24 protein-coding genes and 1 tRNA gene are annotated in these 26,636 nt (G+C 72.0%); 11 read left to right on the top strand and 14 right to left on the bottom strand.

What is annotated here, in order from left to right:
* The first annotated feature begins 72 nt into the window (after positions 1-72).
* A complete protein-coding gene (nrdR, locus tag CFP66_RS16870; RefSeq protein ID WP_094925541.1) occupies positions 73-537 on the top strand; it encodes a transcriptional regulator NrdR in 465 nt (154 codons plus the stop codon).
* A gap of 242 nt (positions 538-779) precedes the next feature.
* Entirely contained in the window at positions 780-3,620 is a 2,841-nt protein-coding gene (locus CFP66_RS16865) for a vitamin B12-dependent ribonucleotide reductase (RefSeq protein WP_094925112.1), read from the top strand.
* 84 nt (positions 3,621-3,704) lie between these two features.
* On the opposite strand, the gene CFP66_RS16860 is transcribed toward CFP66_RS16865, so the two are convergent.
* A complete protein-coding gene (locus CFP66_RS16860; RefSeq protein WP_094925110.1) occupies positions 3,705-5,207 on the bottom strand; it encodes a sodium:alanine symporter family protein in 1,503 nt (500 codons plus the stop codon).
* A 187-nt stretch (positions 5,208-5,394) separates the two neighbouring features.
* Between CFP66_RS16860 and CFP66_RS16855 the strand changes: the two genes are divergently transcribed.
* From CFP66_RS16855 to CFP66_RS16835, 5 genes are all read left to right on the top strand, one after another.
* Positions 5,395-6,441: an MBL fold metallo-hydrolase gene (locus CFP66_RS16855; RefSeq protein WP_094925108.1), complete on the top strand. Its 1,047-nt coding sequence runs from the start codon at positions 5,395-5,397 to the stop codon at positions 6,439-6,441.
* A 66-nt stretch (positions 6,442-6,507) separates the two neighbouring features.
* Positions 6,508-7,419, top strand: a complete 912-nt coding sequence (locus CFP66_RS16850) for a hypothetical protein (RefSeq protein ID WP_094925106.1) — start codon at positions 6,508-6,510, stop codon at positions 7,417-7,419.
* A 158-nt stretch (positions 7,420-7,577) separates the two neighbouring features.
* Entirely contained in the window at positions 7,578-8,066 is a 489-nt protein-coding gene (locus tag CFP66_RS16845) for a DUF3145 domain-containing protein (protein WP_198961499.1), read from the top strand.
* Between the two features lie 68 nt (positions 8,067-8,134).
* Entirely contained in the window at positions 8,135-9,598 is a 1,464-nt protein-coding gene (locus CFP66_RS16840) for a peptide MFS transporter (RefSeq protein WP_094925104.1), read from the top strand.
* 13 nt (positions 9,599-9,611) lie between these two features.
* Positions 9,612-10,154, top strand: a complete 543-nt coding sequence (locus tag CFP66_RS16835; RefSeq protein ID WP_094925102.1) for a hypothetical protein — start codon at positions 9,612-9,614, stop codon at positions 10,152-10,154.
* Between the two features lie 6 nt (positions 10,155-10,160).
* Here CFP66_RS16835 and CFP66_RS16830 read toward each other — a convergent pair whose 3' ends face one another.
* The 7 genes from CFP66_RS16830 to aceE all read right to left on the bottom strand — a co-directional run bounded on the left by CFP66_RS16830 (position 10,161) and on the right by aceE (position 18,373).
* A complete protein-coding gene (locus tag CFP66_RS16830; RefSeq protein ID WP_094925101.1) occupies positions 10,161-11,426 on the bottom strand; it encodes a beta-ketoacyl synthase in 1,266 nt (421 codons plus the stop codon).
* A 70-nt stretch (positions 11,427-11,496) separates the two neighbouring features.
* Positions 11,497-11,739 carry an acyl carrier protein gene (locus CFP66_RS16825; RefSeq protein ID WP_094925099.1) on the bottom strand — a complete coding sequence of 81 codons (243 nt, stop codon included), beginning with the start codon at positions 11,737-11,739 and terminating at the stop codon, positions 11,497-11,499.
* A 57-nt stretch (positions 11,740-11,796) separates the two neighbouring features.
* Entirely contained in the window at positions 11,797-12,783 is a 987-nt protein-coding gene (locus tag CFP66_RS16820) for a beta-ketoacyl-ACP synthase III (RefSeq protein ID WP_094925097.1), read from the bottom strand.
* On the bottom strand, positions 12,780-13,709 hold the full coding sequence (locus CFP66_RS16815) for an ACP S-malonyltransferase (protein WP_094925095.1): 930 nt from the start codon (positions 13,707-13,709) through the stop codon (positions 12,780-12,782). Before CFP66_RS16815 ends, CFP66_RS16820 begins: the two co-directional genes overlap by 4 nt.
* A 154-nt stretch (positions 13,710-13,863) precedes the next feature.
* The gene (locus CFP66_RS16810) at positions 13,864-14,997 is read right to left on the bottom strand and encodes a CdaR family transcriptional regulator (protein ID WP_094925093.1); all 1,134 of its coding nucleotides are present in this window, start codon (positions 14,995-14,997) and stop codon (positions 13,864-13,866) included.
* A gap of 122 nt (positions 14,998-15,119) precedes the next feature.
* Entirely contained in the window at positions 15,120-15,326 is a 207-nt protein-coding gene (locus CFP66_RS16805; protein ID WP_075941971.1) for a cold-shock protein, read from the bottom strand.
* A 218-nt stretch (positions 15,327-15,544) separates the two neighbouring features.
* Positions 15,545-18,373, bottom strand: a complete 2,829-nt coding sequence (gene aceE, locus CFP66_RS16800) for a pyruvate dehydrogenase (acetyl-transferring), homodimeric type (RefSeq protein ID WP_369805075.1) — start codon at positions 18,371-18,373, stop codon at positions 15,545-15,547.
* Between the two features lie 177 nt (positions 18,374-18,550).
* Between aceE and CFP66_RS16795 the strand changes: the two genes are divergently transcribed.
* Positions 18,551-18,985, top strand: a complete 435-nt coding sequence (locus CFP66_RS16795) for a DUF3052 domain-containing protein (RefSeq protein WP_094925089.1) — start codon at positions 18,551-18,553, stop codon at positions 18,983-18,985.
* Between the two features lie 105 nt (positions 18,986-19,090).
* Here the strand turns inward: CFP66_RS16795 and CFP66_RS16790 are convergent, their stop codons facing one another.
* Complete coding sequence (locus CFP66_RS16790) at positions 19,091-20,620, bottom strand: phospholipase D family protein (protein WP_094925087.1); 1,530 nt, start codon at positions 20,618-20,620, stop codon at positions 19,091-19,093.
* Between the two features lie 67 nt (positions 20,621-20,687).
* Between CFP66_RS16790 and CFP66_RS16785 the strand changes: the two genes are divergently transcribed.
* Entirely contained in the window at positions 20,688-21,155 is a 468-nt protein-coding gene (locus CFP66_RS16785; RefSeq protein ID WP_094925085.1) for a peroxiredoxin, read from the top strand.
* A gap of 32 nt (positions 21,156-21,187) precedes the next feature.
* A tRNA-Val gene (locus tag CFP66_RS16780) sits at positions 21,188-21,262 on the top strand.
* 55 nt (positions 21,263-21,317) lie between these two features.
* Here the strand turns inward: CFP66_RS16780 and CFP66_RS16775 are convergent.
* Positions 21,318-22,025, bottom strand: a complete 708-nt coding sequence (locus CFP66_RS16775; protein ID WP_094925083.1) for a LysR family substrate-binding domain-containing protein — start codon at positions 22,023-22,025, stop codon at positions 21,318-21,320.
* Positions 22,026-22,068: 43 nt separating this feature from the next.
* Between CFP66_RS16775 and CFP66_RS16770 the strand changes: the two genes are divergently transcribed.
* Positions 22,069-22,470, top strand: coding sequence for a DUF5997 family protein (locus CFP66_RS16770; RefSeq protein WP_094925081.1), 402 nt, complete (start codon positions 22,069-22,071; stop codon positions 22,468-22,470).
* 90 nt (positions 22,471-22,560) lie between these two features.
* On the opposite strand, the gene CFP66_RS16765 is transcribed toward CFP66_RS16770, so the two are convergent.
* The 4 genes from CFP66_RS16765 to CFP66_RS16750 form a co-directional block, all read right to left on the bottom strand.
* On the bottom strand, positions 22,561-23,424 hold the full coding sequence (locus tag CFP66_RS16765; RefSeq protein ID WP_158228119.1) for an MBL fold metallo-hydrolase: 864 nt from the start codon (positions 23,422-23,424) through the stop codon (positions 22,561-22,563).
* Positions 23,425-23,521: 97 nt separating this feature from the next.
* On the bottom strand, positions 23,522-24,100 hold the full coding sequence (locus tag CFP66_RS16760; protein ID WP_233159488.1) for a TetR/AcrR family transcriptional regulator: 579 nt from the start codon (positions 24,098-24,100) through the stop codon (positions 23,522-23,524).
* Between the two features lie 48 nt (positions 24,101-24,148).
* The gene (locus tag CFP66_RS16755) at positions 24,149-25,045 is read right to left on the bottom strand and encodes an aminoglycoside phosphotransferase family protein (RefSeq protein WP_094925077.1); all 897 of its coding nucleotides are present in this window, start codon (positions 25,043-25,045) and stop codon (positions 24,149-24,151) included.
* A 66-nt stretch (positions 25,046-25,111) separates the two neighbouring features.
* Positions 25,112-26,623 (bottom strand): FAD-dependent monooxygenase, encoded by a 1,512-nt coding sequence (locus CFP66_RS16750; RefSeq protein WP_094925075.1) that lies wholly within the window; start codon positions 26,621-26,623, stop codon positions 25,112-25,114.
* Positions 26,624-26,636: the final 13 nt, after the last annotated feature.

Below are 26,636 nucleotides of genomic sequence, written 5' to 3'. Positions count from 1 at the left end.
AGCCCCACATCTTGTGGTTACACTCCTGTTGTTCGTCTAGAGGTGGGGTTCAGCAGGAGGGGGATGGTGCCGATGCGCTGCCCGTTCTGCCGCCACTCGGACTGCCGGGTGATCGACTCCCGGGAGGTCGACGACGGCCAGGCCACGCGCCGCAGGAGGTCCTGTGCGGCATGTGGCCGGCGGTTCACGACGGTCGAGGAGCCCGTGCTCGCCGTGGTGAAGCGCAGTGGTGTCACCGAGCCGTTCAGCCGCGAGAAGGTCGTCAGCGGCGTGCGCAGGGCCTGCCAGGGGCGGCCGGTCGACGAGGACGCGCTCCAGCAGCTCGCCCACCGGGTGGAGGAGGCCGTCCGCGCAGGCGGCACCGCCGAGATCCCCAGCCACGAGGTCGGCCTGGCCATCCTCGGCCCGCTCCGCGATCTCGACGAGGTGGCCTACCTGCGCTTCGCCAGCGTCTACCGCTCGTTCTCCTCCATCGAGGACTTCGAGAAGGAGATCGCCGACCTGCGCAGACCACCAGGGGCCGACCCACCGGGCTGAGCGGTCCGCCCGCTCGACCGGTCCGGCACGTGCCGGCCCTCGCCACATCCCCGTCATGCGTCACCCATCGACGTCCCACGGCGTCGAGCCGTGCCCCCGTTCCGGCGGTCCACCGCCCGCGACGGCACGGTCACCGCACGAGCACGAGCACATCCGCCACAGCCGCCAGCACCAGCCGCACCGCAGCACCGCGACCCCGGCGGACCCCAGCCCGCCGGGACGCGCGCAAGGAGAGGGAGAGCATGACCGAGACCGTCGGAACCGCGACCGGACGAGGGAAGAGGAGCACCGGCAAGGCGGGGAAGCAGGCCGGGCTCACCGTGGAGCGGCTGTACACCACCGCCGGTGTGCACCCTTACGACGAGGTCACCTGGGAGCGCCGCGACGTCGTCATGACGAACTGGCGCGACGGCACGGTCAACTTCGAGCAGCGTGGCGTCGAGTTCCCGGACTTCTGGTCGATCAACGCCACGAACATCGTCACCAGCAAGTACTTCCGGGGCGCCGCCGCGTCGCCGCAGCGCGAGTCCAGCCTGCGCCAGCTGATCGACCGCGTGGTGGGCGTCTACCACCGCGCAGGGGTCGAGAACGGCTACTTCGCCACCGAGCAGGACGCCGAGGTCTTCGCCCACGAGCTCACCTGGATGCTGCTGCACCAGGTGTTCAGCTTCAACTCGCCGGTGTGGTTCAACGTCGGCACGTCGAGCCCGCAGCAGGTCAGCGCGTGTTTCATCCTGTCGGTCGACGACACGATGGAGTCGATCCTCAACTGGTACCGCGAAGAGGGGCTGATCTTCAAGGGCGGCTCCGGTGCCGGCCTCAACCTCTCCCGCATCCGCTCCTCGAAGGAGCTGCTGTCCTCGGGCGGCACCGCCTCCGGGCCGGTGTCGTTCATGCGCGGCGCCGACGCGAGCGCGGGCACCATCAAGTCCGGCGGTGCCACCCGTCGGGCGGCCAAGATGGTGGTGCTCGACGTCGACCACCCCGACATCGAGGAGTTCGTCGCCACCAAGTCCAAGGAGGAGGCGAAGATCCGCGTGCTGCGCGACGCGGGCTTCGACATGGACCTCGGTGGCTCGGACATCACCTCGGTGCAGTACCAGAACGCCAACAACTCGGTGCGCGTCACCGACGAGTTCATGCGCGCCGTGGAGGACGACACCGACTTCGGGCTGCGCGGCCGGATGACCGGTGAGGTCATCGAGCGCGTCGGCGCGCGGAAGCTGTTCCGCACCATCGCGCAGGCGGCGTGGGAGTGCGCCGACCCCGGCATCCAGTACGACGGCGTCATCAACGACTGGCACACCTGTCCCGAGTCGGGCCGGATCTCCGCGTCCAACCCTTGCTCGGAGTACATGCACCTGGACAACTCCAGCTGCAACCTCGCCTCGCTGAACCTGCTGAAGTTCCTCGGCGACGACGGCATGTTCGACGGCGCGCGGTTCCGCAAGGCCGTCGAGCTGGTCATCACCGCGATGGACATCTCGATCTGCTTCGCCGACTTCCCGACGGACCCGATCGCCGACACCACGCGCAAGTTCCGCCAGCTGGGCATCGGTTACGCCAACCTCGGCGCGCTGCTGATGGCCACCGGGCACGCCTACGACTCCGAGGGCGGCCAGGCGCTGGCCGGGGCGATCACGTCGCTGATGACCGGTGCCGCCTACAAGCGCTCGGCCGAGCTGGCCGGCGTCGTCGGCCCGTACGAGGGCTACGCCCGCAACGCCGACGCGCACCAGCGCGTGATGCGCAAGCACGCCGCGGCCAACGACGACGTGCGCACCTTCCCGGCGAGCGGCCCGGTGCACAAGCTGGCCACGCTCGCGTGGAAGGAGTGCCTCGCGATCGGTGACCGCAACGGCTGGCGCAACGCCCAAGCCTCGGTGCTCGCCCCCACGGGCACGATCGGCCTGATGATGGACTGCGACACCACCGGCATCGAGCCCGACCTGGCGTTGGTGAAGTTCAAGAAGCTCGTCGGTGGCGGATCGATGCAGATCGTCAACCAGACGGTGCCGCGCGCGCTCGTGAAGCTGGGGTACCAGGCCGAGCAGGTCGAGGCGATCGTCGAGTACATCGCCGAGCACGGCCACGTCATCGACGCCCCTGGTCTGCACCCGGAGCACTACGAGGTGTTCGACTGCGCCATGGGTGAGCGGTCCATCGCACCCATGGGGCACGTGCGGATGATGGCGGCGGTGCAGCCGTTCCTGTCCGGCGCGATCTCCAAGACGGTGAACATGCCGGAGGCGGCCGCCGTCGAGGACGTCGAGCGGATCTACCTCGAGGGCTGGCGGCTCGGGCTCAAGGCGCTCGCGATCTACCGCGACAACTGCAAGGTCGGGCAGCCGCTGTCGGTGGGCAAGGAGGCCAGGAAGGCGGACACGGCCACCGTCGAGGCGGCGGCCCCCGTGGAGGCCCGGCCGGTGCGCAAGCGCCTGCCGAAGAAGCGCCCGAGCGAGACGGTCTCGTTCACCGTCGGCGGTGCCGAGGGTTACCTCACGGCGGGTTCGTACCCCGACAACGGTCTCGGCGAGATCTTCGTCAAGCTCGGCAAGCAGGGCTCCACGCTGGCCGGCGTGATGGACGCGTTCTCCATGTCGATCTCGGTGGGCCTGCAGTACGGCATCCCGCTGGAGTTCTACGTCTCGAAGTTCTCGAACCTGCGGTTCGAGCCGGCGGGCATGACCGACGACCCGGACGTCCGGATCGCCACGAGCGTGCTCGACTACCTGTTCCGCAGGCTCGCGCTCGACCACCTGCCCTACGAGAAGCGCACCCAGCTGGGCATCTTCTCGGCGGAGGAGCGCACGGCGCAGGTGGCGAGCACCGACTACGGCACCAGCGACGTGGACATGGAGGCCCTGCGCTCCTCGGTCGACGCCGCGCCCGCCGCGGAGAAGGAGGAGCCGGTCGGTGCCGCGGCTGCTCCGGTCGAGGTCGGCAGCTCCACCGAGCTGCTGGAGCTGCGACTGGGCAAGGCCGCCGACGCGCCGCTGTGCATGACCTGCGGCACCAAGATGCGCCCCGCGGGCTCCTGCTACCTGTGCGAGGGCTGCGGCTCCACCAGCGGCTGCAGCTGACGCCGCCGACCTGAACGCCAGGGGGCCGACTCGCGGTCGGCCCCCTGGCGTCCGGGGTATGGCGCGGGACTCGCGACCGCGGCGCTAGGGCCGGCCGTGTCTCGGGCCAGGACGCCGCGGCACGATCGGCATCTCGGTCGTCATCGCCTCGCCCGCGTCGATCAGGTCGGGGTCCTTCCAGTTCGGCTCGGCGAAGTACTTCTTGGTCTCGGCGATGACCACGCCGGAGAGCACCAGCAGGCCGATCAGGTTGGGCACCGCCATCAGGCCGTTGGCCACGTCGGAGAACGTCCAGGCCAGGTCCAGCTCAGAGGTGGCGCCGACGTAGACGACCGCGACGAACAGCAGCCGGAAGGGCAGCACAGCGGCGCGGCCGACCAGGAAGTCCAGGCACCGCTCGCCGTAGTAGGACCAGCCGACGAGCGTGGTGAAGGCGAAGAACATCAGGCTGATCGCGACCACGTAGCCGCCGATCGGCGCCAGGGCCGGAGAGATGTCGCCGAAGGCCTCGCTCATCGCCCAGTTGGTCATCAGCGCGCCGTCGCCGGCCTCCGCCTGGGTGCTCCAGGCGCCGGTGACGACGATGACCAGCCCGGTCATGGTGACCACGATGAGGGTGTCGATGAAGGTCTGGGTCATGGAGACCATCGCCTGGCGCACCGGCTGGGCGGTCCTGGCGGCGGCCGCCGCGATGCCCCCGGTCCCCAGGCCGGACTCGTTGGAGAAGATGCCGCGCGCCATGCCCTGCTGCATCGCGAGGATGAAGGTGGCGCCGGCGAACCCCCCGACCACCGAAGTGCCGGTGAAGGCGTCGCTGACGACCAGGGCCACGGCGGCGGGGATCTCTGCGACGTTCACCGCCAGGACCAGGAGCGAAGCGAGCACGTAGACGATGATCATCAGTGGGACGGCGCCCGCGGCGAACCGCCCGATGCTCTTGATCCCGCCGAGGATGACGGCGCCGACCAGGACCACCATCCCGATGCCCGAGGCCCATGTGGGGATGCCGAACGTGGAGTCGAGCTGACCGGCCACCGCGTTGGCCTGGGTCATGTTGCCGATGCCGAAGGAGGCCAGGGCGCCGAAGAGGGCGAACAGGACGCCCAGCACGATACCGACACGCGCGCCCCCGGTGCCGGGTCCGAACTTCTCGGCCAGGCCGTGGCGGAGGTAGAACATCGGGCCGCCGCTCATCTCGCCCTTGGAGTCGGGGCGGCGGTACTTCACACCGAGCAGCGCCTCGCTGTACTTGGTGGCCATGCCCAGCAGGCCGGTCACCCACATCCAGAACAGCGCGCCCGGGCCGCCGACGCCGATCGCCAGCGCGGCACCGGCGATGTTGCCGACGCCGACCGTGGCGGCCAGCGCCGTGCTCAGCGCCTGGTAGTGGGAGATGTCCCCTTCGCCGTCCTTCTCGTTGCGCCGGACGAGCGCCAGCCACAGCGCGTGGAACAGCACGCGGAACTGCAGGCCGCGTAGCCGCACCGTGAGGTAGACGCCCACGACGAGCAGGAGCGGGATGAGGAAGAACGGCCCCCAGATGAAGGAGGACGCGGCATCCAGGGCCGCCTGGATCGCTTCGGTCATGGTGAGGTGTCGCCTCCGGGTCCGAATGGGTGTCGCGAATGGGTGACGCGACGGACGCTCCGCAGTATCCCGGTGTGCCGATGCGCCACGGATCGGCCCTGTGCAGCTCGCCACACCTTCCTGTGCGCCCGGTCGCGCGACGTAACGTGTCCCTCCGGCGCACCGGGGCGCACCGGGCGCAGGAGGGATGCCAGGCGTGATCTTCGAGGACGACCCGGCGGGCGACTGGACGGCACCCGGTGTGTACCGCTGCGCGCCCGGGGTGCACCGCATCCCGTTGCCGCTGCCGAACGACGGGCTGCGCGCGGTGAACGTCTACGCGCTCACCGACGGCGACGGCATCACGCTGATCGACGCGGGCTGGGCTCTGTCGGAGGCTCGCGAGGTCCTGGCCACCGCGCTGGGGCAGCTCGGGGCGGGCTTCGGCGACGTCCGGCGCTTCCTGGTCACCCACGCGCACCGGGACCACTACACGCAGGCGGTGGCGCTGCGCCGCGAGTTCGGCACGCCGCTGGCCGTCGGGCGGGGCGAGCAGCCCTCCCTCGAGGCGCTGAACCGGCCACCGACCGGCCCGGCGCACCGTGACCGGCTGCGTCGCGCGGGCGCACACGAGGTGATCCGGCAGCTGGAGGCGCTCGGCGAGCGTCCCTTCGACCCGGTCGACTGGGCGTTGCCCGACGAGTGGATCGAGGACGGCGCCGAGATCGTGGTCGACGCCGACGCGCCGGCCCGCCGGGTGCTGGAGGCCGTCGCGACGCCCGGGCACACGCGGGGACATGTCGTGTTCGCCGACACGGCCGGCGAGCTGCTGTTCGCCGGCGACCACGTGCTGCCCCGGATCACGCCCTCGCTCGGGCTGGAGCCCGTGGCGCCGCCGAGCCCGCTGGCTGATTTCCTCACCTCGCTCGAGCTGGTGCGCAGCCGGCCGGACGCGGTGCTGCTGCCCGCGCACGGGGCCACCGGGATGAGCGTGCACCAGCGGGTGGACGAGCTGATCGCCCACCACGCGAAGCGGCTCGACGCCACCCTCGCCGCCGTGCAGGCCGGCCGGTCCACCGCCTACGAGGTGGCGCAGGTGCTGCCCTGGACGCGCCGGGACACGCCGCTGGCCGAGCTCGACCTGTTCAACACGATGCTCGCCACGCTGGAGACCGCGGCGCACCTGGAGGTGCTGGCCGAGCGGAGCCTCGTGACGACCCTCGAGCAGTCCGGTGTCGTCCACTACACATCGTGATAACGATTCACTCTTCGTAGAACCCCAGCAGCGACAGCTCCGCCATCCGGCCGTACTCTCTGCGCCATGGCGAGGCCTCGGGGACCGGCGCGTGCGTTCGCACGCGGCGGTCTGGCGCTGGCCACCTGCGGCCTCGCCGTGGCGGGCGTCCTCGTCGCGACCGACGGCACGACGTTCCCAGGAGTCCCCGCCTCCACGGTGGCGCTGGCGCCCGCGATGGCGGCGGTGGAGTGCGCCGCCGCGGGTCCGTACCGGGTCCCCGAGCGGGGCAGCGTCGGCGTCCCGGCCGGCCTCGCGCTGTGCCCGAGCGCGCCGCGCAGGATCACCGTGGCAGGCGTCGTGCTGGACGGCTGGGAGGTGCACGGCGGGATCGTCGTGGAGGCGCCGGACGTCGTGGTACGACGCAGCCGGATCGTCGGCGACGGCAGCACGCCCTACGGCATCCGCACCGAGGGCGAGGGGTCGGTGCGGATCGAGGACGTCACGCTCACCGGGGACTTTCCCGAGGCCGCGATCGGCGGTGGCCACTGGAGCGGCGAACGCGTGGAGATCACGGACGTGACGCGCGACGGGGCCCGGCTCGGCGACTCCGCGCGGCTGCGCAACAGCAGCGTCCACGACTGCGCCACTGCACCCGGGGGTGACGCCTCCGCGCTCGTGGTCCGTGGGACGGGCGGCGACGTGCTCGTGGAGGACAACACCGTGGAGGTGGGCAAGGGCCCCGGACGCGACAGCGCGGTGCTGCTGGCGCCCGAGGAGCCGGCCGAGGCCGGCGAGGGTGCCGTGGTGATCCGGGGCAACGTGCTCGGCGGCGGTCGCTACACGCTGCGCCAGGACGAGCCTCGGATGCCTGCCGAGGTGCGGATCACCGGCAACCGGTTCCGCCGCAACGCCGAGGAGGCGCCGCTGCGCGTGTCGCGCCGTGCGGTGCTGGAGGACAACTCGTACCTGGACGGGGGGCGGTTGCCGCTGCCCTGACCGGTGAGCGCCCGGGCGTGCGACACGCCCGGGCGTCCGCCCGGCTGGCGCGAGTCGCGCCACACCGGGCAGACTGATCACCACAACCTAGATCGGCGGACCCGACGGGTCGCGAGGGCGTAGGGGAAGACGTTCCTCGTCGACGTTGGAGGTCTGCAGTGAACGCACGCGGCGTGGTCTTCGTCCACTCGTCGCCGACTGCGGTCTGTCCGCACGTCGAGTGGGCGATTTCCGGCGTGCTCGGGTCGAAGGTCTCGCTGCAGTGGGCTCCACAGCCCGCTGCACCCGGCCAGATGCGGGCCGAGTGCAGCTGGAGTGGTCCCGCGGGCAGCGGTGGGGCGCTCGCCGGTGCCCTGCGGGCTTGGCCGATGCTGCGCTTCGAGGTGGCCGAGGAGCCCAGCCCCGGGGTCGATGGCGAGCGGTTCTGCCACGTGCCCACGCTCGGGCTCTGGAGCGGGCGCACGAGCGCGAACGGCGACATCGTGGTGGGGGAGGACCGGCTGCGCAGCATGCTCGCCGAGGTGCCGGCGAACCGGATCGCCGGGCGGGTGCACGAGGTGCTCGGCGGGCCGTGGGACGACGCGCTCGAGCCGTTCCGGCTGGCGGGCGACGGCGCCCCCATGACGCTGCTGCACCAGGTGGGGTGAACCGCGGCCGTTAGCATCGCCGGGATCGCAGGGCAGATCCTCTGCGCGGCAACGGGAGGACGGCAACGGTGGCGGACACAGTCGGGACGGCCGGCGCATCACGCCGAACGGTCTTCGGTCACCCGATCGGGCTGACGAACCTGTTCGGTGTGGAGCTGTGGGAACGGTTCTCGTTCTACGGGATGATCCTCATCCTGGGGTACTACCTGTACTACAGCCTCGAGGAGGGCGGGCTCGGCCTGCCGCAGGCCACCGCCACGGGCATCGTCGGTGCCTACGGCGGCGTGGTCTACCTGAGCACGGTGCTGGGTGGCTGGCTCGCCGACCGCGTGCTCGGCATGGAGCGGATGGTCTTCTACGGCGGCGTCGTGGTGATGCTCGGCCACATCGCGCTCGCCGTGCTGCCGGGGATGTCCGGCGTCGCGGTCGGCCTCGTGCTGGTCGCGCTGGGCAGCGGAGCGCTGAAGGCCAACGCCTCGTCGCTGCTGGGCATCCTCTACGAGAAGGACGACCCGCGCGCCGACGGCGGCTTCACCCTGTTCTACCTGGGCATCAACCTCGGGGCGTTCATCGGGCCGCTCATCACCGGGTTGCTGCAGACGTCCGTGGGGTTCCACGTCGGGTTCGGAGCCGCGGCCGTCGGCATGGCGTTGGGGCTGCTCCAGTACGGGCTGTTCCGGCGCAACCTCGGCGACGCCGGCCGGCGGGCGCCCAACCCGTTGCCGCGCTCCGCGCTGCCCAAGGCCGTCGGGATCGGCGTGGCGATCGTCGTGGTGATCGCGGTCGTCGCGCTCACCGGGCTGGTGACGCTGGCGACGCTGCCCCGCGTGGTCACCGGCGTCCTGGTCGTCGGGTCGATCGCGTACTTCGCCACGATGTTCGCGAGCCCGAAGGTGACCTCGAGCGAGCGCACCAAGCTGCGCGCCTACATCCCGCTGTTCATCGCCAACGCGGCGTTCTGGTCGCTGTTCCAGCAGATCTTCACGGTGCTCGCGGTGTACTCGGACGAGCGGATGGACTGGACGATCTTCGGGTGGACCGCTCCCGCGTCCTGGATCGGCTCGCTGGAGCCGATCTGGATCATCCTCCTGTCGCCGGTGTTCGCGGCGCTGTGGACGCGGCTCGGGCGCCGCGCGCCCTCGACCCCGCGCAAGTTCGCGTTCGGCGTGATCGGGATGGGCGTGGCGTTCCTGCTCTTCCTGATCTTCGCGGGCGGCACCGGGCCGAGCACGCCCGCCGTGGCCGTGCTGTTCATCCTCGCGCTGTTCGCGGTCTCCGAGCTGATGATCTCGCCGATCGGGCTGTCGGTCACCACGAAGCTCGGCCCGGAGTCCTTCCGCGCGCAGATGATGGCCCTGTACTTCTTCTCCGTGGGCCTCGGGACGTCGATGTCGGGCGTGCTGGCGAAGTTCTACTCGCCGGACTCCGAGTTCGCCTACTTCGGCCTCAACGGGGTGGTCGTGATCGTGATCGGGCTGGTCGTGCTCGCGCTCAGCCCATGGATGGTGCGCCACATGGAAGGCGTGCACTAGGGAGGACCCCGCTGTGACCCGCTGGGCGACGCCTGCCGTCGCACTGCTGCTCGGTGTGCTGCTCGTGGCGGGCGGTGCGACCGCACTCGCCACCCGGGCGAGCGCCGGCCCCGCGCCGCTCGCGGCTCCGCCGTCGGTGCCGGCCGAGGGGGTCGGGTCGGGGGAGGTGCAACTCTCCGCCGACGCTGCGCGGCATCCGGCGGCCGACGAGGTGCGGGTGCAGCTGCAACGCCACTACGACGCGATCAACGAGCGGGACTACGCCGGGTGGCGTGCCACCGTGGTGCCGGCCCGGGCGGATGCGCTGCCCGAGGACGACTGGCAGGACGCCTACGCGACGACCCGGGACGGCACGATCCGGGTGGACCGGATCGACACCGAACCCGACGCCGGCCTGCTGGTACGGGTGCGTTTCGTCAGCATGCAGGATGTGCAGGACGCGCCGGCGGACCTGCAGGTCGAGCGCATCTGCTGGCGGTCGACCCTGCCCATGCGCGGAGCGCCGCCCCTGATCGACGTGACCGGGGGCGGCAGCTCCGCGCCGGAGGCGTGCTGACCCCGCTCAGACCTTCGTGAACGCGACGGCGGCGTTGTGGCCGCCGAAGCCGAACGAGTCGCAGACGGCGGCCGTGAGGTCGACCTTGCGCGGCTCGCCCGCCACCACGTCGAGCTCGACGCCGGGGTCGAGCTCCTGGAGGTTGAGCGTGGCGGGGATGACCCCCTCCTTGATCGAGAGGAGGGTGATGATGCTCTCGACGGCCCCTGCCGCGCCCACGAGGTGGCCCAGCGCCGACTTGGGCGCGGTGAGAACCGGGTGGTCGCCCAGCGCCTTGCGCACGGCGCGGGTCTCGCCGACGTCGCCGGCCACCGTGGAGGTGGCGTGGCAGTTGACGTGCCCCACGTCCGAGGCGTCCAGGCCCGCGTCGCGCACCGCCTTGGCGATGGCCCGCGACTGCCCGATGCCCTCGGGCTCGGGCCCCGTGATGTGGTAGGCGTCGGCGGTGAGGCCGGCGCCGGCGAGGCGGCCGTACACGGTGGCGCCGCGGGCCGCGGCGTGCTCGGCCCGTTCCAGGACCAGCACGCCTGCGCCCTCGCCGAGCACGAACCCGTCGCGCCCGGTGTCCCACGGGCGCGATGCGCGCTCCGGGTCGTCGTTGCGCTGAGAGAGCGTCCTGGCCTGCACGAAGCCGGCCACGGTGATGCCCGTGATGCAGGCCTCCGCGCCGCCGGCGAGCACGACGTCGACCTCACCGCTGCGCAGCAGCGTGAGGGCCCAGGCCAGCGACTCGGCGCCGGACGCGCAGGCCGAGACCGGTGCGTGCACGCCGGCGCGGGCGCCGTACTCGATGCCGACCCAGGCCGCGGGCCCGTTCGGCATCAGCATCGGCACGGTGAGCGGCGAGACCTTGCGCAGGCCGTCGCGCTCGAGCAGGTCGTCCTGGTCGAGCAGGGTGACGGCGCCGCCGATCCCGGTGCCGATGACCACGCCGAGCCGCTCGGGGTCCACCTGCTCGCCCGGTTCACCCAGGCCCGCGTGCTCCCACGCCTCCTTGGCTGCGACCAGGGCGACCTGCTCGCAGCGGTCCAGGCGCCGGGCCTTCACCCGCGGGAGCACCTCCGTGGGCGCCACCGCGAGCGGTGCGGCGATCTTGACCGGGAGCTGGTGACGCGTCACCCACTCGTGCTCGTCGTCGTCGATCCGCCGGATGCCGGAGCGCCCGGCCAGCATGGCGTCCCAGGTCGATGCGACGTCCCCACCGAGCGGGGTCGTCGCGCCGAGCCCGGTGACGACGACCTCGACCTGGGTGCCGCCGACCTGAGGGCTCATCGCATGACCTCGCTGCGCTCGGTCAGCGCTTCGCGCAGGCGCTGTGACATTGGTTCGCTCGCAAGCTCGCTCACTGGTTCTTCTGGATGTAGTCGACGGCGTCGCCGACCGTCTTCAGCTCGGCCAGCTGGTCGTCCGGGATCTTCACGCCGAACTTGTCCTCGGCCTGCACGGCGATCTCGACCATCGACAGCGAGTCGATGTCCAGGTCGTCGACGAACGACTTCTCGGCCGACACCTCGGCGGTGTCGATGCCGGCGACCTCCTCGACGATCTCGGCGAGCCCGCTGAGGATCTCGGTGTTGTCGGCCATGGTGGTTCTCCTTCTGGTGGGGGACTTGCGAGGAGTGAGCAGGATCCGGCAGCGATCCTAGGGACAGATGACGACCTGACCGGCGTAGGACAGGCCGGCGCCGAAACCGACGAGCAGCACGGTGTCACCGGAGCGCACCCGCCCGGCGGCGCGCATGTGGTCGAGCGCGAGCGGGATCGACGCCGACGAGGTGTTGCCGGAGTGGACGATGTCGTCGGCCACGACCATGTCGTCACGCGCCCCCGCCGCGCGCAGCCGCTTCGCCACCGCCTCGACGATGCGCAGGTTGGCCTGGTGGGGCACGAAGACGTCGATGTCGGCCGGCGTGACGCCGGCCAGCTCGATCGCCTTCAGGGCGACGGGGGCGATCTTCGTGGTGGCCCAGCGGAAGACCGCCTGGCCCTCCTGGAACAGGGCGTTGGTGTCGGCGTTGACGCGGATGGTCTGGGCCAGGTCGCCCGCGCTGCCCCAGGCCAGCGGCCCGACACCGACGGAGGCGGCGTCGGTGGCCGGTCCGAGGACCGCGGCGCCCGCGCCGTCGGCGAAGATGATGGCGGTGGAACGGTCGGTCCAGTCGATCCAGTCCGACAGCTTCTCGGCCCCGATGACCAGCACGTTCCGCGCCGATCCTGCGCGCACGAGGTCGGCCCCGGTGCCCATCCCGTAGCAGAAGCCGGCGCAGGCGGCGTTGAGGTCGAACGCGCCGGGCGCGGGGATGCCGATGCGCTCCGCGGTCTGCGCGGCGGCGTTCGGGATCCCGTTGGGCATCGTGCAGGTCGCCACGATCACGGTGTCGATCTCGGTGGGTGCGAGCCCGGAGTCCTTGACCGCGCGAGCACCGGCCTCGACCGCCATGTCGACCAGCAGCGTGCCCTCCTCGGCGATGCGCCGGCTCTGGATGCCGACCCGCTCGCGGATCCACTGGTCGTTGGTGTCCATGCGCTGGGCGAGGTCGTCGTTGGTGACGACGTTCTCGGGTTGCGTGCTGCCCAGGCCGAGGATCCGGGCGCCGGCGGCGGCCCGCGCGGTGCGGAGTGGTGTCACGTGTCGGCTCCCGCGTGCTCGGTGATGAGTTCGACGGCCCGGTCCAGGTCGTCGGGGGTCTTGAGGGCGAGCGTGGCCGTGCCCTTGAGGTCGCGCTTGACGAGCCCGACCAGCGTGCCGGCCGGCGGCAGCTCGATCACGGCGGTGACGCCCAGCTCGCGCAGCCGGGCCATGCAGGAGTCCCACCGCACCGGCAGGGTGACCTGCGCGACGAGCCGCCGCAGCGCCTCGGCCCCGTCCGCGACGACCTCGCCGTCGGCGTTGGACAGCAGCGGCCGGACCGGGTCGGCGGGCGTGACGGAGCCGGCGTGGCGGCGCATCGCGTCCTCCGCGGGCGCCATGAAGCGGGTGTGGAACGCGCCGGCGACCGGCAGCGGGATCACGCGAGCGCGCTCGGGCGGGTCGGCGGCCAGGGCCTCGAGCGTCGCGACGGGACCGGCCGCGACGACCTGTCCCGCTCCGTTGCGGTTCGCCGCGTCCAGACCCAGCTCGGCGAGCTTCGCCAGCACCTCGTCGGGTTTCCCACCGAGGACCGCGCTCATGCCGGTGGGTTCGAGGGCGCACGCGGCAGCCATCTCACGGCCGCGCACCGCGGCGAGTGACACGGCGGCATCGGGGGAGAGGACCTCCGCGACCGCCGCGGCGGCGAGCTCCCCGACCGAGTGCCCGGCGACGGGCGCGGCGGCGGGGAACGCGATGCGTTCGGCGAGCCGGGTCGCGGCCAGCAGCGCGGTGGCGACCACCAGCGGCTGCGTGACGGCGGTGTCCTTGATCTCGTCCGCGTCGGCGGTGGTGCCGAGGCGTTGCAGGTCGAGCCCGGTGGCGTCGGACCAGCGGGCGAGGGTCTGCATGGCCGCGGGGTCCGCGAGCCACGGGGCGAGCATCCCGGGGGTCTGGGAGCCCTGGCCGGGTGCGAGGAGGGCCATCACGGTTGCGAGCAAACCCGGTACGGCGCCGGCGCGGCAGCGTCGGCGCCCACCAACTCGGCGAGCCGACTTTGGAGGTTTCCTCCAAAGCACTGGTGCCGTCCCGTCACGCTTCCCACCGTGCCACCGCCCTTCGTTGTCTGGTCTCCGCAGCTCACCCCGCATCCGCCGGGTCGCGGCCGGGGCCCAGTCTGGCGACCAGCACGGCGATGCGCAGCACCAGGGCATCGCGGGGATCGGTCGGTTGCAGCCCGGTGAGGTCGCTCACGCGGCGCAGCCGGTAGCGCACCGTGTTGGGGTGGACGAACAGCGCTCGGGCGCACGCCTCGAGCGCACCGCCGCCGTCGAGGAACGCGGCGAGCGTGGTCAGCAGCTCGCCGCCCGCGACGGTGAGTGGGTCGACGCAGGTGGTGACGAGCTTGCGGTGCGCCACCGGGTCACCGGCGAGCGCGCGCTCGGGTAGCAGGTCGTCGGCGGCGACGGGGCGCGGGGCGCCCGGACGGGCGGGTGCCGCGCGCAGGCCGGCGAGCGCGTCCCGAGCGCTCACGTGCGCGGTGGTGAGGTCCTCGGCGCGGGGGCCGACGACGACGGGACCGGGTCCGAAGGCCTCGACGACCGTGCCGATGTCGCCGCCCGTGTCCAGCCCCGGCGGCTCCGAGAGCAGGACGACGAGCCGGTTGCCCTGCACGCCGATGAGCACGGACTGGCCCGAGCGGTCCGCCTCGCGGCGCAGTTCGGACAGCAGCTCCTCGCGGGCCTCGGGAGCCGGGGTGCCGACCACCACGCGCAGCGGCTCCGTGGGGTCCCAGCCCAGCGCGGACGCGCGTGAGACCAGGCCGTCGGCCCTGCTGCGGGCGGTGCTGCCCGGCTCCGCACCGGGACCGCGCACGACGGCGTCGACCACCAGGGCCTCGACGCGCGCGTCCCACGCCCCGCGCGTCTCCGCCTCGCCCGCGTACACCGTGGCCGCGGAGAAGGCGATCTCGCGACCGAACCGCAGCACGCCCTCCACGAGGGCGCGGTGCTCCGCCGCGTCCGCTGCCAGCGGTGGCAGCTGCTGCTCGAAGACCTGCGTCGCGATGCGGACGAGGTCGACGGTCTGGGACAGGGTGAGCCGGCGCGCCAGGTCGCGGGGCGCGATCCGGAACGCCTCGGCCGTGAGCCGGACCCGCTCACCGCGATGACCCAGCCAGGCGACGAAGTTGGCGACCCCGGTCTGCGTGACGAGCTGGACGCCCGCACGCATGTGCGCCGGCAGCCGGGCGAACCACGGCAGCCCTTGCTCCATCGCCGCGAGGCACGCGGCAGCCAGATCGCCCGCAGCCAGTTCCAGCCTGCGGAGGGTGGCCGCGGAGACCGGCGCAACGGCGCCAGGACCTCCGACGTCAGAACCTGCTGGTGTGTCGGCGATCAGCCGAGCGGGGTGACCTTGGTGGCCTGCGGGCCCTTCTGGCCCTGCTCGATGTCGAACGACACCCGCTGGCCCTCGTCGAGGCTCTTGTACCCGTTGGTCTGGATCGCCGAGTAGTGCACGAACACGTCCGCGCCACCACCGTCAGGAGCGAGGAAGCCGTAGCCCTTCTCGCTGTTGAACCACTTGACGGTGCCCTCTGCCATTCTTGCTCTCCTCGTACCTGGTGCCGGGGCACGTCCGCCCCGGTCGGGACCCCGTTCGCGATCACCCGCGCCGGCGTCGCGCCGGAGCGTATCGTGTTCGGGCCCCGCTGCCGAGAGTCAATGACCAGTGATTTTTCAAAGACGGCGGCGATTTCCCGGCTCTCAGGTGGAGGGGGCCGCGTTCGCACCACCACGCGGCCCCCTCCACCGGTGTCGGGTCAGGCCACCCCGCTGTCGCTGGTCTGCGGACCGGCCGCCCGCGGGTCGTCGATCCGGTACTTCGCGGCGGCCTCGGCCACCGCGCTGCGGTCGAACTCCCCGCGCCCGGCCAGCGTCGCCAGCGCCGCCACCGTGATGGACTCGGCGTCGACGTTGAAGTGCCTGCGCACCGCGGGCCGCGTGTCGGACAGCCCGAAGCCGTCCGTGCCGAGGCTGGTGAACGGCGCGGGCACCCACTGGCGGACCAGGTCGGGAAGGGCGCGCATCCAGTCCGACGTCGCGACGACGGGGACGTCCCCGGCCAGCGCCCGGCTGATGTGGGGGACGCGTGGTTCGGCATCCGGGTGCACCAGGTTGTGCTGCTCGCACTCGACACCGTCGCGGCGCAGCTCGCCCCACGACGTCACCGACCACACCTCGGCGCCCACGCCCCACTGCTCGGCCAGCATGTCGCGGGCCTGCAGGGCCCACGGCAGCGCGACACCGGACGCGAGCAGCCGCACCTGCGGGCCCTCGGACCGCGGGCTGGCCGCGTACCGGTAGATGCCGCGCAGCAGGCCGTCGACGTCGAGGTCCTCCGGCTCGGCCGGCTGGACGTAGGGGTCGTTGTAGACCGTCAGGTAGTAGATGACGTTCTCGCCCTCGAGGGTGTCCGAACCCTCCCCGTCCGCGCGTGCCCCGTACATCCGGCGGAGCCCGTCCTTGACGATGTGCGCCACCTCGAACGAGAACGCGGGGTCGTAGGAGACGACGGCCGGGTTGCTCGCCGCCAGCAGCAGCGAGTGCCCGTCGTTGTGCTGCAGGCCCTCACCGGTGAGCGTGGTGCGCCCGGCCGTGGCGCCGATGAGGAACCCGCGGGCCATCTGGTCGGCGGCGGCCCAGATCGAATCGCCGGTGCGCTGGAACCCGAACATCGAGTAGAAGACGTAGACCGGGATCATCGGCTGCCCGTGCGTGGCGTACGACGTGCCCGCCGCGGTGAACGAGCCGACCGAGCCCGCCTCGTTGATCCCCTCGTGCAGCAGCTGGCCCTGCTCGCTCTCGCGGTAGGCGAGCATCAGGGAGGCGTCCACGGACGTGTACTGCTGCCCGTTCGGGTTGTAGATCTTCTGCGTCGGGAACATCGAGTCCATCCCGAACGTGCGCGCCTCGTCCGGGATGATCGGCACGAACCGGTCGCCGATCTCCGGGTCCTTGATGAGCTCGCGCAGCACCCGGACGAACGCCATCGTGGTGGCGACCTCCTGCTTGCCCGAGCCCTTGCGCACGACGTCGTAGACCTTGTCGCCGGGCAGCACCAGCGGTTTCGCCGTGACCCGCCGCGAGGGCAGGTGCCCGCCGAGCGTGCGCCGCCGCTCCTGCATGTACCGGATCTCCGGCGCGTCCTGGCCCGGGTGGTAGTACGGCGGCAGGTACGGGTCCTCCTCCAGCGCCTTGTCCGCGATCGGGATGCGCTGCGAGTCGCGGAACTCCTTGAGGTCGTCCAGCGACAGCTTCTTCATCTGGTGCGTGGCGTTGCGCCCGGCGAAGTGCGAGCCCAGCCCGTAACCCTTGATCGTCTTGGCCAGGATGACCGTGGGCTGGCCCTCGTGCTCCAGCGCGGCGGCGTAGGCGGCGTAGACCTTGCGGTAGTCGTGCCCACCGCGCTTGAGGTTCCAGATGTCGGCGTCGGACATCGGCTCCACCAGGGCCTTCGTGCGCGGGTCGCGACCGAAGAAGTGGTCGCGGACGTAGCCGCCGTCGTTGGCCTTGTAGGTCTGGTAGTCGCCGTCCGGCGTGTCGTTCATGAGGTTGATCAGGGCGCCGTCGCGGTCGCCGTGCAGCAGGGCGTCCCACTCCCGGCCCCAGATCACCTTGATCACGTTCCAGCCGGCACCGCGGAAGAACGACTCCAGCTCCTGGATGATCTTACCGTTGCCGCGGACCGGGCCGTCGAGGCGCTGCAGGTTGCAGTTGACGACGAACGTCAGGTTGTCCAGACCCTCGGTGGCCGCCACGTGGATCAACCCGCGGGACTCCGGCTCGTCCATCTCGCCGTCGCCGAGGAACGCCCACACCTGCTGCTGGGAGGTGTCGGAGAGGCCGCGGGCGCCCAGGTACCGGTTGAACCGGGCCTGCATGATCGCGTTCATCGGGCCGAGGCCCATCGAGACCGTGGGGAACTCCCAGAAGTCCGGCATCAACCGCGGGTGCGGGTAGGACGGCAGGCCGTGGCCCGGCCCGCCGTGCGAGAGCTCCTGGCGGAACCCGTCGAGCCGGTCCTCCGTCAGCCGCCCCTCGAGGTAGGCGCGGGCGTAGATGCCCGGGGACGCGTGGCCCTGGATGTAGACCTGGTCACCCCCGCCCGGGTGGTCCTTGCCACGGAAGAAGTGGTTGAACCCCACCTCGTAGAGCGTGGCCGAGGACGCGTAGGACGAGATGTGCCCGCCCACCCCGATGCCCGGGCGCTGCGCGCGGTGCACGGTCATGGCAGCGTTCCACCGGATCCAGCGGCGGTAGGCCCGCTCGGCCTCCTCGTCACCGGGGAACCACGGCTCGCGGTCGGTGGGGATGGTGTTGACGTAGTCGGTGCTCGTCAGCGACGGGACGCCGACGTGCCGCTCCCGGGCGCGCTGCAGCATCCGCAGCATCAGGTACCGAGCACGCTGCTGACCTGCGGCGTCGAGCATGCCGTCGAAGGAGTCGAGCCACTCGGCCGTCTCCTCGGGGTCGATGTCCGGCAGGTGCGCGGCGAGCCCGTCGCGGATGACGTGCACGCGGCGCGGCCCAGACCCAGAAGTCCGGGTACTGCCGTCGTTGTTCTGGCCGGTCAAGGGATCTCCCTGCATGGCTCGTGCTGAGTCGGTGGACGCTGCTGTCGTCCCCTATCGTGCCCCTCGGCGCTCGATCTCGTAACGAGTGGTTGCGCGCCGGACAGTCGTCGTGTTCGGATTCCGCAACCGACGGGCCGGACCTGCACCAGGCAGGCCCGGTCGCACCAGGATACGAGGCAAAGGGGTACACGCGTGGTCGCCGCGGATGATGCCGGACGTTCGTCCGACATCGCGGGCAAGCTCGGCGTCGAGCCGGGAATGGTCGTCCAGGAACTCGGTTGGGACACCGATGTCGACGAGGCGGTGCGTGATGCCGTCGAGGAGAGAGCCGGGGACGAGCTTCTCGACGAGGACGCCGTCGAGGTGGTGGATCTCGTCCTGATGTGGTGGCGGGACGGGGACGGCGACCTGGTCGACGCCCTGATCAACGCGATCGGGCCGCTCGCCGACAACGGCGTGATCTGGGTCCTGACACCCAAGACCGGTCGTCCCGGGCACGTCGAGCCGAGCGAGATCGCCGAGGCAGCGCCGACGGCAGGGCTCTCGCAGACGTCGAACGTCACGGTCAGCGAGAGCTGGGTCGGGGCGCGGCTGGTGTCGCCGAAGTCCGCCAAGTCGAAGCGCTGAAGGTCGAGGCGCCGAACGACGAGGCTCGAACGACAAAGCGCTGAACGTCAAAGCGCTGAACGTCGAAGCGTTGGAGGTCGGTGCGCTCTACGGCTCGGGCGGTCGTCACCAGCGGTGCCGGAGCCGGTCCCGCCACGGGCGTCCGTCCGGGTCGTAGAGCGCCCGGTACGCCGGCACCGCCCACGACCGGGTGAGCCTGCTCATCCTTTCGGGGCGGTGGCGGCGCAAGCGGCCCGCGGGGCGCGGCCCCGTCCGTCCGGAGTCGTGCCAGGCGTCCAACGCCGTGGCCGCGGCCTCGACGGCGTGCACCGCGCCTGCGGGGTCGACGAGGTCGGCGTCGTCGCCCGGTTCCCGGTCGAGGTGCTCGCGCAGCAGCTCCAGGCGCAGGCCGCGGGCGAACCCGGCGTCGAGGACGGCGACCGACAGCTCGCTGTCGTGCGTCCAGGAGCGCCGGTTGAGGTTCGCGCTGCCCGCGCACGCCCACGTGTCGTCGACGACGGCGACCTTGGTATGCACGTACACCGGCGTGCCCTGGTGGTTCTCCAGGTCGTACACGTCGACCCGGTCCGGGGCGGCCCGGTGGCACACCTCGATGGCCTGCAGGCGCCCGACCTGGTTGGGCGGGAGCGCGAACCCGCCGTCGACGTCCGGGTGGCGGGGCACGACCACGACCAGGTGCAGCCCGGGGCTGCGGCGCAGGGCGTCGGCGAGCAGCTCGGCGATGTGGGGCGACCACATGTACTGGTCCTCGAGGTAGACCAGCCGCTGCGCCCGGCGCAGGACCTTCGCGTACCCGCGGGCCACCGACCGCTCGCCGCGCGGGGCGAAGGGGTAGCCCGGCCGGATGGCCGGATAGGTGCGCAGGACCTGCACGGCCGCAGATCCCGCGGCCGGCGGGTCCGGCGGGCGTCCGGGTAGCGGGTCGGCGACGAGGTCGGCCCGGAACAGCCGGTCCCGCAGGTACGCGATCGGGTTGTGGGTGTCGAGCGAATGGGGGTCTTCCCAGCGCTCCCGGAACACCTCGTCGAGCAACCCGACCGCCGGCCCGCGCACCTCGAGCTGCACGTCGTGCCAGGGCGGCCGGTCACCGTACGCGCGCGCCATCGGCACCGCCTGCGGATCGCCCGCGTGCGCGGCGTCGTCGCGGCGGGAGTGGCACAGGTCGATACCGCCCGCGAACGCGACGTCGCGCTCGGGAGCGCCCGGGCGGCGCAGCACGACCAGCTTCTGGTGGTGCGACCCGGCGCGGCGCACCCGCTGGTCGAGCAGCACCTCGCCACCCGCCGCGCTCACCTCGTCCCCGAGCTGGCGGTTCTGCTCCTCGCTGTAGGACAGCTCGTCGCGGTGCGAGCGCCACATCAGCCCCTTCACCAGCACACCGCGGCGTGCGGCGGCGCAGAACAGCTCACCGACCGTGGGGCCGTCCGCGCAGAGGCGCTCGTCGGCGTCGCCGCGCCAATCGGTGAAGAAGAGGTGGTCGCCGCGCTCCAGCTGCCGCACCTCCTCGACGAGTCGGGCGAAGTACGCCGCCCCGTGCACGTGGGCGACGACGCGGTTCCCGTCGCAGCGTCCGGGCAGCCGGCAGGCGCGGTTCCCGCGCTCGCTACCCGCGAGGAACCAGTCCTCGGTCCGCATCCCCACCACCTCCTGCCGGTTGACTAGGCTTCCCGCGACGGCACCGCACGAGGAGAGGCGATCACCCATGGCTGCACCCGAGGTCGGCACCGACGCCCCGGACTTCACGGTGAAGGACCAGGACAACCAGGAGATCACGCTGTCGTCGTTCCGCGGCGACCGCAACGTCCTGCTGGTCTTCTACCCGTTCGCGTTCTCCGGCACCTGCCGGGGCGAGCTCTCCGCCGTGCGCGACGACCTCGCGAGCTTCCAGAACGACGACGTGCAGATCCTCGCGATCTCCGTCGACCACCCGTTCGCCCTCAAGGCCTGGGCCGACGCCGAGGGCTACCGGTTCCCGCTGCTGTCGGACTTCTGGCCGCACGGCGCCGTCGCGGCGTCCTACGGCGTGTTCCAGCAGGACCGCGGCATGGCCCTGCGCGGCACGTTCCTGATCGACAAGACGGGCGTCGTCCGGTTCGCCGAGGTCAACCAGCCCGGTGAGGCGCGCGACCAGGAGCAGTGGAAGAAGGCGGTGGCCGCGCTGGCCGGGTAAGGTGCCGCGGCCGGCCGCCGTCCGGCCGCGCGGGGCGCGTAGCTCAGCGGGAGAGCACTCGGTTTACACCCGAGCGGTCGCAGGTTCGAACCCTGCCGCGCCCACCAGTCCGACCAGGACATTCCACCGCCGACGGCTGCGTGGCCGGGTCGGTGGGTGAGCTCACCGTCGGTGGGTACCGCGCCGGCCGGAAGGGCGCCGCGCGGCGCCCTTCTTCGTGGGGGCGGGTCTGCCCGGTGCTGGGGTTGCGTCCCGGCGGGGGGTGCGTGAGCTGTTGACCGTGCGGCCGCGGACGATCCCGATGAACTCTTCCATCAGGTCGGTGTTCTCCGCCTTCGGCCAGGCGAGAGCGACGCCCGACCCGGGCGCGTCGGTCAGCGGTCGGTGGACGAGGTCCCGACGGTGGTGGAGGCGGGCCAGCGACTGGGGGACGACCAGCAGCCCGACGCCCGCGGCGACGAGCTCGATCGCCGCAGCCGTCGTCGCGGGGGTGATCGCCGCGGACCGTCCCGGCCGGTCACCGGGCCAGACGAGTGTGTCGTCCAGCGGGCGGAAGACGATCTCGTCGGCCAGGTCCGCGACCGTGGCCTCCTCGGTCGCGGCGACCACGTGTTCCTTCGGGACGACGGCCACGGTGGTCTCGGTGTAGAGCGGGATCGTGTGGAGCCCGGTCCGGTCGATCGGCAGCCGGAGCACGGCCGCGTCCACGGCGCCGGTCCGGATCAGCTCCAGCGCCTCGTCCGTGGTCGCCATGACGAGCTCCAGGGCGACGTGGGGACGGCGCTCGGCCCAGATGCGCGCCCACTTGCCCGGCGTGACGCCTGGAACGTAGCCGAGCCTGAAGGCTGTGGTGTCGCCCGGCTCGGTCACCGGCCCAGGCTATCGGTTGCTCCGGCCCCGATATCCTGGGCGTATGACGCGGCAGAGGTCGATCCAGACGATGAAGCCCGCGACGGCGGCGAAGAAGCTCGGCGTGCACCCCGACGCGACGCCCGACGAGTTCCGGGCCGGGGTGGTCTCGCGCGACGAGCTCGACGCCCTGCAGGCCGATCCGCCCGAGTGGTTGCGCGAGCTGCGCCGCAACGGCCCGCATCCCCGCCAGGTCGTCGCGGACCGACTGGGAGTGTCGATCTCCGGGCTGGCCCGTGCCGAGATCACCGAGCCGCTGACCACCGCTCAGATCGCGGCGTTGAAGGAGGAGCAGCCGGAGTGGCTGCGCCGCGAGCGCAACATCCGGGCCGAGGCGCAGCGCGCGGAGGCCCGGCTGCGGGCCGAGCGGTCCGAGAATCGTCCCGACGATCCGGCCGGGAGATGAGCAGGGCCCTTTCGGCGACGGTCCGTGCAGTCGCGACGCCCTGGTCGGATGGCACGGGGCGCCCTTGATCGATGCGACCCGGCCGTGGTGTCACCGGAGGCCTTGGACGGCGCCGCCGTAGATCGGCGTCGTGACATTGGCGTAGGTCGGGTTGGCCTCGACCATCCGGGCGACGAACTCCGCCAGGCTCGGGCGCGGGTCGGCGCTCAGCAGCTTGTCGCCGAGCTCGACGTACTCGATGGTCTTGGCAAGCGGGCTCGCGTCGTTGACGGCGTCGGCCTTGCGGTGGGACGCGACGACGACCTGGGGGTTTCGGCTCTGGACCTCCTTCAGGGTGGCGATCCAGCTCTTGCGGGACTCGGGTGTGGTGGTCTCGATCAGGGCGGCGTGCACGTCGTTGTAGGCGATGTCGCCGACGACGACGGCGGACAGTGCGGGCACCCAGGCGTAGGAGGACTCGCTCAGGTCGGACTGGCCGGCCGGGATGCCGATGATCTCGTGGCCCTCGAGGTCGAAGCGGCCGTCGGCGGGCAGCGCCTCGGGGAGGACGACCTCCTCGACGACGTCGTCGGCGAAGATCGCGGAGTAGGCCGTGGTGTCGCGCTTGGTCCTCTGCTCCTCGGCGATGAAGCCGGCGGTGGCAGCGGTCGAGACGACCGTGACGCCGGGGAACCTCGCCTTGAGTGGAGCGGTGCCGAGGTAGTGGCCGATGTGGCCGTGCGTGATGAAGATGTGCGTGAGCCGCTTGCCGCTCGCCTCGATCCAGTCGGCCAGGTCGGCGGAGTCCTCGACGGTGGGCAGCGTGTCGATCAGGACGGCGTCGTTCTCGCCCGCGATCAGCGTCACCGACGTCGGCGGCCAGGTCCAGCCGCCCTCGGGCGGGTCGATGGGCAGCGGGATGTTCAGCGGCCGGGCCGGTGCGTCGAAGGTGCTCAGGGTCAGGGTGGTGCTCACGGCGCTTCTCCTCGTGGTGGTGATGTGAGCGAAAAGGGTTCTTGACCTACAGGTACAAAACATGGGCAGGCGGAAAGGCGTGCGGTGAACTGCCGTGTCAGAGCAGTGCGAGCGTCGCGTCGACGACGCGGGTCAGGCGGTCGGGTCCGGGTTCGAGGCGCGACAGGACGTGGAGCCCGGTGGTGGCGTTGAGCAGCATGCTCGCCAGCGCCTTCGCGTCGACGTCGCTGCGGATGTCGCCCTCGCGCTGACCTCGGGCGACGAGCGATTCGAAGACGCTCTCCGCTCGATCAAACAAGGCGCGGACCTGTGTGGCCACGGCCTCGTCCAGGCGGCCGAACTCGACGGCACTGTTGGTCGCCAGGCATCCGCGGCGATCGGGGTTGTCGAGGTCGCCCTTCACGAAGAACAGCAGGGCCTCGCGGAGTCGGTCCTTGGCCGGCCCGGTTCCTTCCAGCCAGTACGTGAGGCCCTCGACGCGAAGATCGAGGTAGTGGCGCAGGGCGAGGTCGAACAGCTGGCGTTTGCCCCCGAAGGCGTTGTAGAGACTGCCCTTGCCGATGTGCAGCTTGTCGGCCAACTGCTGTGGCGAGGTGGCGCCGTACCCCTGCGCCCAGAAGACGTCCATCGCCTCCGCGACGGCGCGGTCCGGGTCGAACTCCTTGGGGCGGCCCACGGGACGAGCATGCCCATTCTTGACCTGTAGGTCAAGAGTTGGGTCTCGTCACACGCCCTTCAGGACGCGGTCGAGTGCCGCCCGGCCCACCGGTCCCCAGTTCGGCTTGCCGCCGGGAAGGCCTCGATCCCCGTTCTGGCCCATGAGCATCAGGAAGAGGCTCTTGAGGGCCGCCAGCCCGCGGGCGCGCCGGATCGCCGCCTCGTCCGCATACGCGTACGCGTCGAAGAACCGGGAGGCCGTGCCCGCAGGTAGCAGCACCCATGCGGCGGCGAGGTCCCACGCCGGGTCGCCGGCGAACATGTCGCCGAAGTCGACGATGCCCGCGAGCGTTCCGTCCGAGACGACGACGTTCGCGGGATGAAGGTCGCCGTGCACCCACACCGGCGGGCCCTCCCACACGCCGGCGGCAACGGCGTCGTCCCAGACGGACCGGACATCGGCAGCGATGTCGTCGGGGGCGACAGCGCGGAAGAAGTGCTCGAAGCCGTTCGTGCAGTCCCGGGGATGCGCGCCGCGGTCCGTGGCGATCGGCGCGTCGGCGGGCGCCTCCACGTGGAGCGCCCGGAGGAAGCCCGCCAGGGTGTCGGCCGCGTGGGCGCCGCGGCTGATCGAGCCGTGGTCCAGCGGCCGGCCGGGCACCCACGTCATCACGGTCCAGTGCTTGGGGAAGCGGTCGGACGGTGCGCCGAACCGCACCGGGGTCGGCACCGGGAGCGGCAGGCGCGGGGCCAGCACGGGTAGCCACCGCCGCTCCTTGAGCTGGAGCTCCGGGGTGGGGTCCATGCGCTGCATGCGCACGGCCAACTCGTCACCGAGTCGCCACATCTGGTTGCCCCAGCCGCCCGCCACCTCACGGACGGCCAGCCCTGCGAGGTCCGGGTGTTGCTCCTGCAGCAGGTCGCGGACCAGGTCTGCGGTGATCTCGATCTCGGTATCGGTCACGCGGAGCCACGGTACTGAGGTGGCAGGCGGAGCGGCTCTCGCGGAGAGCTGTAGACGGCGTCGACCTCACACACGGTTTCCCCCGGCGTGTGGGCGTTGCTCACCCACCGCCCGTCCAGGGAGTGGGCTGACCCGAGGTTCAGGCCGTGACGGCCGCGCCGGCCCGCGGACGTGCCCGTCGGGGCGGATCCACAGCGGCATCCCGTCGGACAGGCCGAGCCGTTGCCGAGCCGCCCGGCGGTGGTCGAGGAACGTCCGCGCGCGGTCGCCGCAGCGGACCGTCAGGTCGGCGCCGGTGATGCGGAGCTCCGTGTCCCCGCCGGCGCCGAGGATCGAGTGCAGGGATGTCGGGAGGCCGTCCCCGGTCAGGAGGGGGATGTCGGGGACCCGCGCTCCGGCCGGAAGGGTCGCGCCGCGGCGCCGTGATCGAGAGCCCGGCGGGGCGTAGTCGACGTCGAGTCCCGCGACCTGCTCCAGCAGCCGGCGACGCAGCGCCGCAGGGAGGTGATGGATCATCTGGTCGCGCAGCACTCGAGACAGCGGGGAACGCAGGTGCGCGAGCTGCATCGACCGCTGGGTCTGGGCGAGGACCCGGGCCGCGGCCGGGTGGCGTTCGCGGTGGTAGGTGTCCAGCAGTCGCTCATGGGCGTCGCCGGTGACGACCGCGGCGAGCTTCCAGCCGAGGTTGAACGCGTCGTGCAGGCCGATGTTCATCCCCTGTCCGCCGGCCGGGTTGTGGGTGTGCGCGGCGTCGCCCGCGAACAGCACACGGCCGTGGCGGTAGTCCAGCAACTGGCGGTGCCCGCTGCGCAGCACGGTCAGCCAGGTCGGGTCGCGCAGGAGCAGTCGGCGGGGAAAGACGCGGTCGACCTGGCGCTGGATGTCGGCGAGGGTGGGTTCGGACGCCTGCCCCGAGGTCGCCGGCGCGGTCACCGCCACCCGGAACGTCCCGTCGCGGAAGGGGACGAGCACGCCGAAGCCGTGCGCCGACCAGATGAGCTGGAGATCGGGGGCCACCCCGTCGAGGGAGACGTCAGCGCCGTAGTAGGTCCAGGCTTCGCGGGCGCCCCGCACCGGAGCCCGCAGGAGGTCGCGCACCGTGCTGTGGGCCCCGTCAGCGGCGACAAGCCAGCGCGCCCGTACCCGGCGTCCGACGGTGGTGGCCACCACGTGGTCCGGCCCGGGCTCCACCGCGGTCAGCCGCTCGCCGCGTCTCGGCGCCCCGCCCAGCTCGCGCAGCCGGCGTTCGAGGATCTCCTCGGTCTCGGCCTGCGGCAGGACCAGCACGAACGGGAACGGTGAGTCGAGCTCGTCCAGGCGTAGGTGCATGGCCCGACCCGACCCGGTGACCAGGGCGATCTCGCCGACCATCCGCCCTCGCGCGACGAGGTCCCCGCTCATGCCACGCAGGTTGAGCAGCTCCAGCGTCCTGGAGTGCAGCGTCAGCGCCCGCGAGCCCGGCTCCCGCTCCGGCCTGGCCTCGAGCACCTCGCACTCGACGCCGAACCGCCGCAGCTCGCCTGCCAGGGCCAGCCCGACGGGGCCGGCGCCGACGACGAGGACGTCGATGGTGTCCATGTCGATCTCCTCC

Origin of the sequence: Pseudonocardia sp. MH-G8, assembly GCF_002262885.1 — a bacterium.
In the GTDB taxonomy this organism is placed as follows: domain Bacteria; phylum Actinomycetota; class Actinomycetes; order Mycobacteriales; family Pseudonocardiaceae; genus Pseudonocardia.
This window is presented reverse-complemented; position numbering and strand designations above follow the sequence as displayed.

Excerpts from the sequence above, each read along its gene's own strand:
- nrdR (WP_094925541.1), top strand. The coding sequence starts at position 73 with ATGCGCTGCCCGTTCTGCCGCCACTCGGACTGCCGGGTGATCGACTCC.
- CFP66_RS16865 (WP_094925112.1), top strand. The coding sequence starts at position 780 with ATGACCGAGACCGTCGGAACCGCGACCGGACGAGGGAAGAGGAGCACC.
- CFP66_RS16860 (WP_094925110.1), bottom strand. The coding sequence starts at position 5,207 with ATGACCGAAGCGATCCAGGCGGCCCTGGATGCCGCGTCCTCCTTCATC.
- CFP66_RS16855 (WP_094925108.1), top strand. The coding sequence starts at position 5,395 with ATGCCAGGCGTGATCTTCGAGGACGACCCGGCGGGCGACTGGACGGCA.
- CFP66_RS16850 (WP_094925106.1), top strand. The coding sequence starts at position 6,508 with ATGGCGAGGCCTCGGGGACCGGCGCGTGCGTTCGCACGCGGCGGTCTG.
- CFP66_RS16830 (WP_094925101.1), bottom strand. The coding sequence starts at position 11,426 with ATGAGCCCTCAGGTCGGCGGCACCCAGGTCGAGGTCGTCGTCACCGGG.
- CFP66_RS16825 (WP_094925099.1), bottom strand. The coding sequence starts at position 11,739 with ATGGCCGACAACACCGAGATCCTCAGCGGGCTCGCCGAGATCGTCGAG.
- CFP66_RS16815 (WP_094925095.1), bottom strand. The coding sequence starts at position 13,709 with ATGGCCCTCCTCGCACCCGGCCAGGGCTCCCAGACCCCCGGGATGCTC.
- CFP66_RS16810 (WP_094925093.1), bottom strand. The coding sequence starts at position 14,997 with ATGGAGCAAGGGCTGCCGTGGTTCGCCCGGCTGCCGGCGCACATGCGT.
- CFP66_RS16805 (WP_075941971.1), bottom strand. The coding sequence starts at position 15,326 with ATGGCAGAGGGCACCGTCAAGTGGTTCAACAGCGAGAAGGGCTACGGC.
- aceE (WP_369805075.1), bottom strand. The coding sequence starts at position 18,373 with ATGCAGGGAGATCCCTTGACCGGCCAGAACAACGACGGCAGTACCCGG.
- CFP66_RS16790 (WP_094925087.1), bottom strand. The coding sequence starts at position 20,620 with ATGCGGACCGAGGACTGGTTCCTCGCGGGTAGCGAGCGCGGGAACCGC.
- CFP66_RS16785 (WP_094925085.1), top strand. The coding sequence starts at position 20,688 with ATGGCTGCACCCGAGGTCGGCACCGACGCCCCGGACTTCACGGTGAAG.
- CFP66_RS16770 (WP_094925081.1), top strand. The coding sequence starts at position 22,069 with ATGACGCGGCAGAGGTCGATCCAGACGATGAAGCCCGCGACGGCGGCG.
- CFP66_RS16750 (WP_094925075.1), bottom strand. The coding sequence starts at position 26,623 with ATGGACACCATCGACGTCCTCGTCGTCGGCGCCGGCCCCGTCGGGCTG.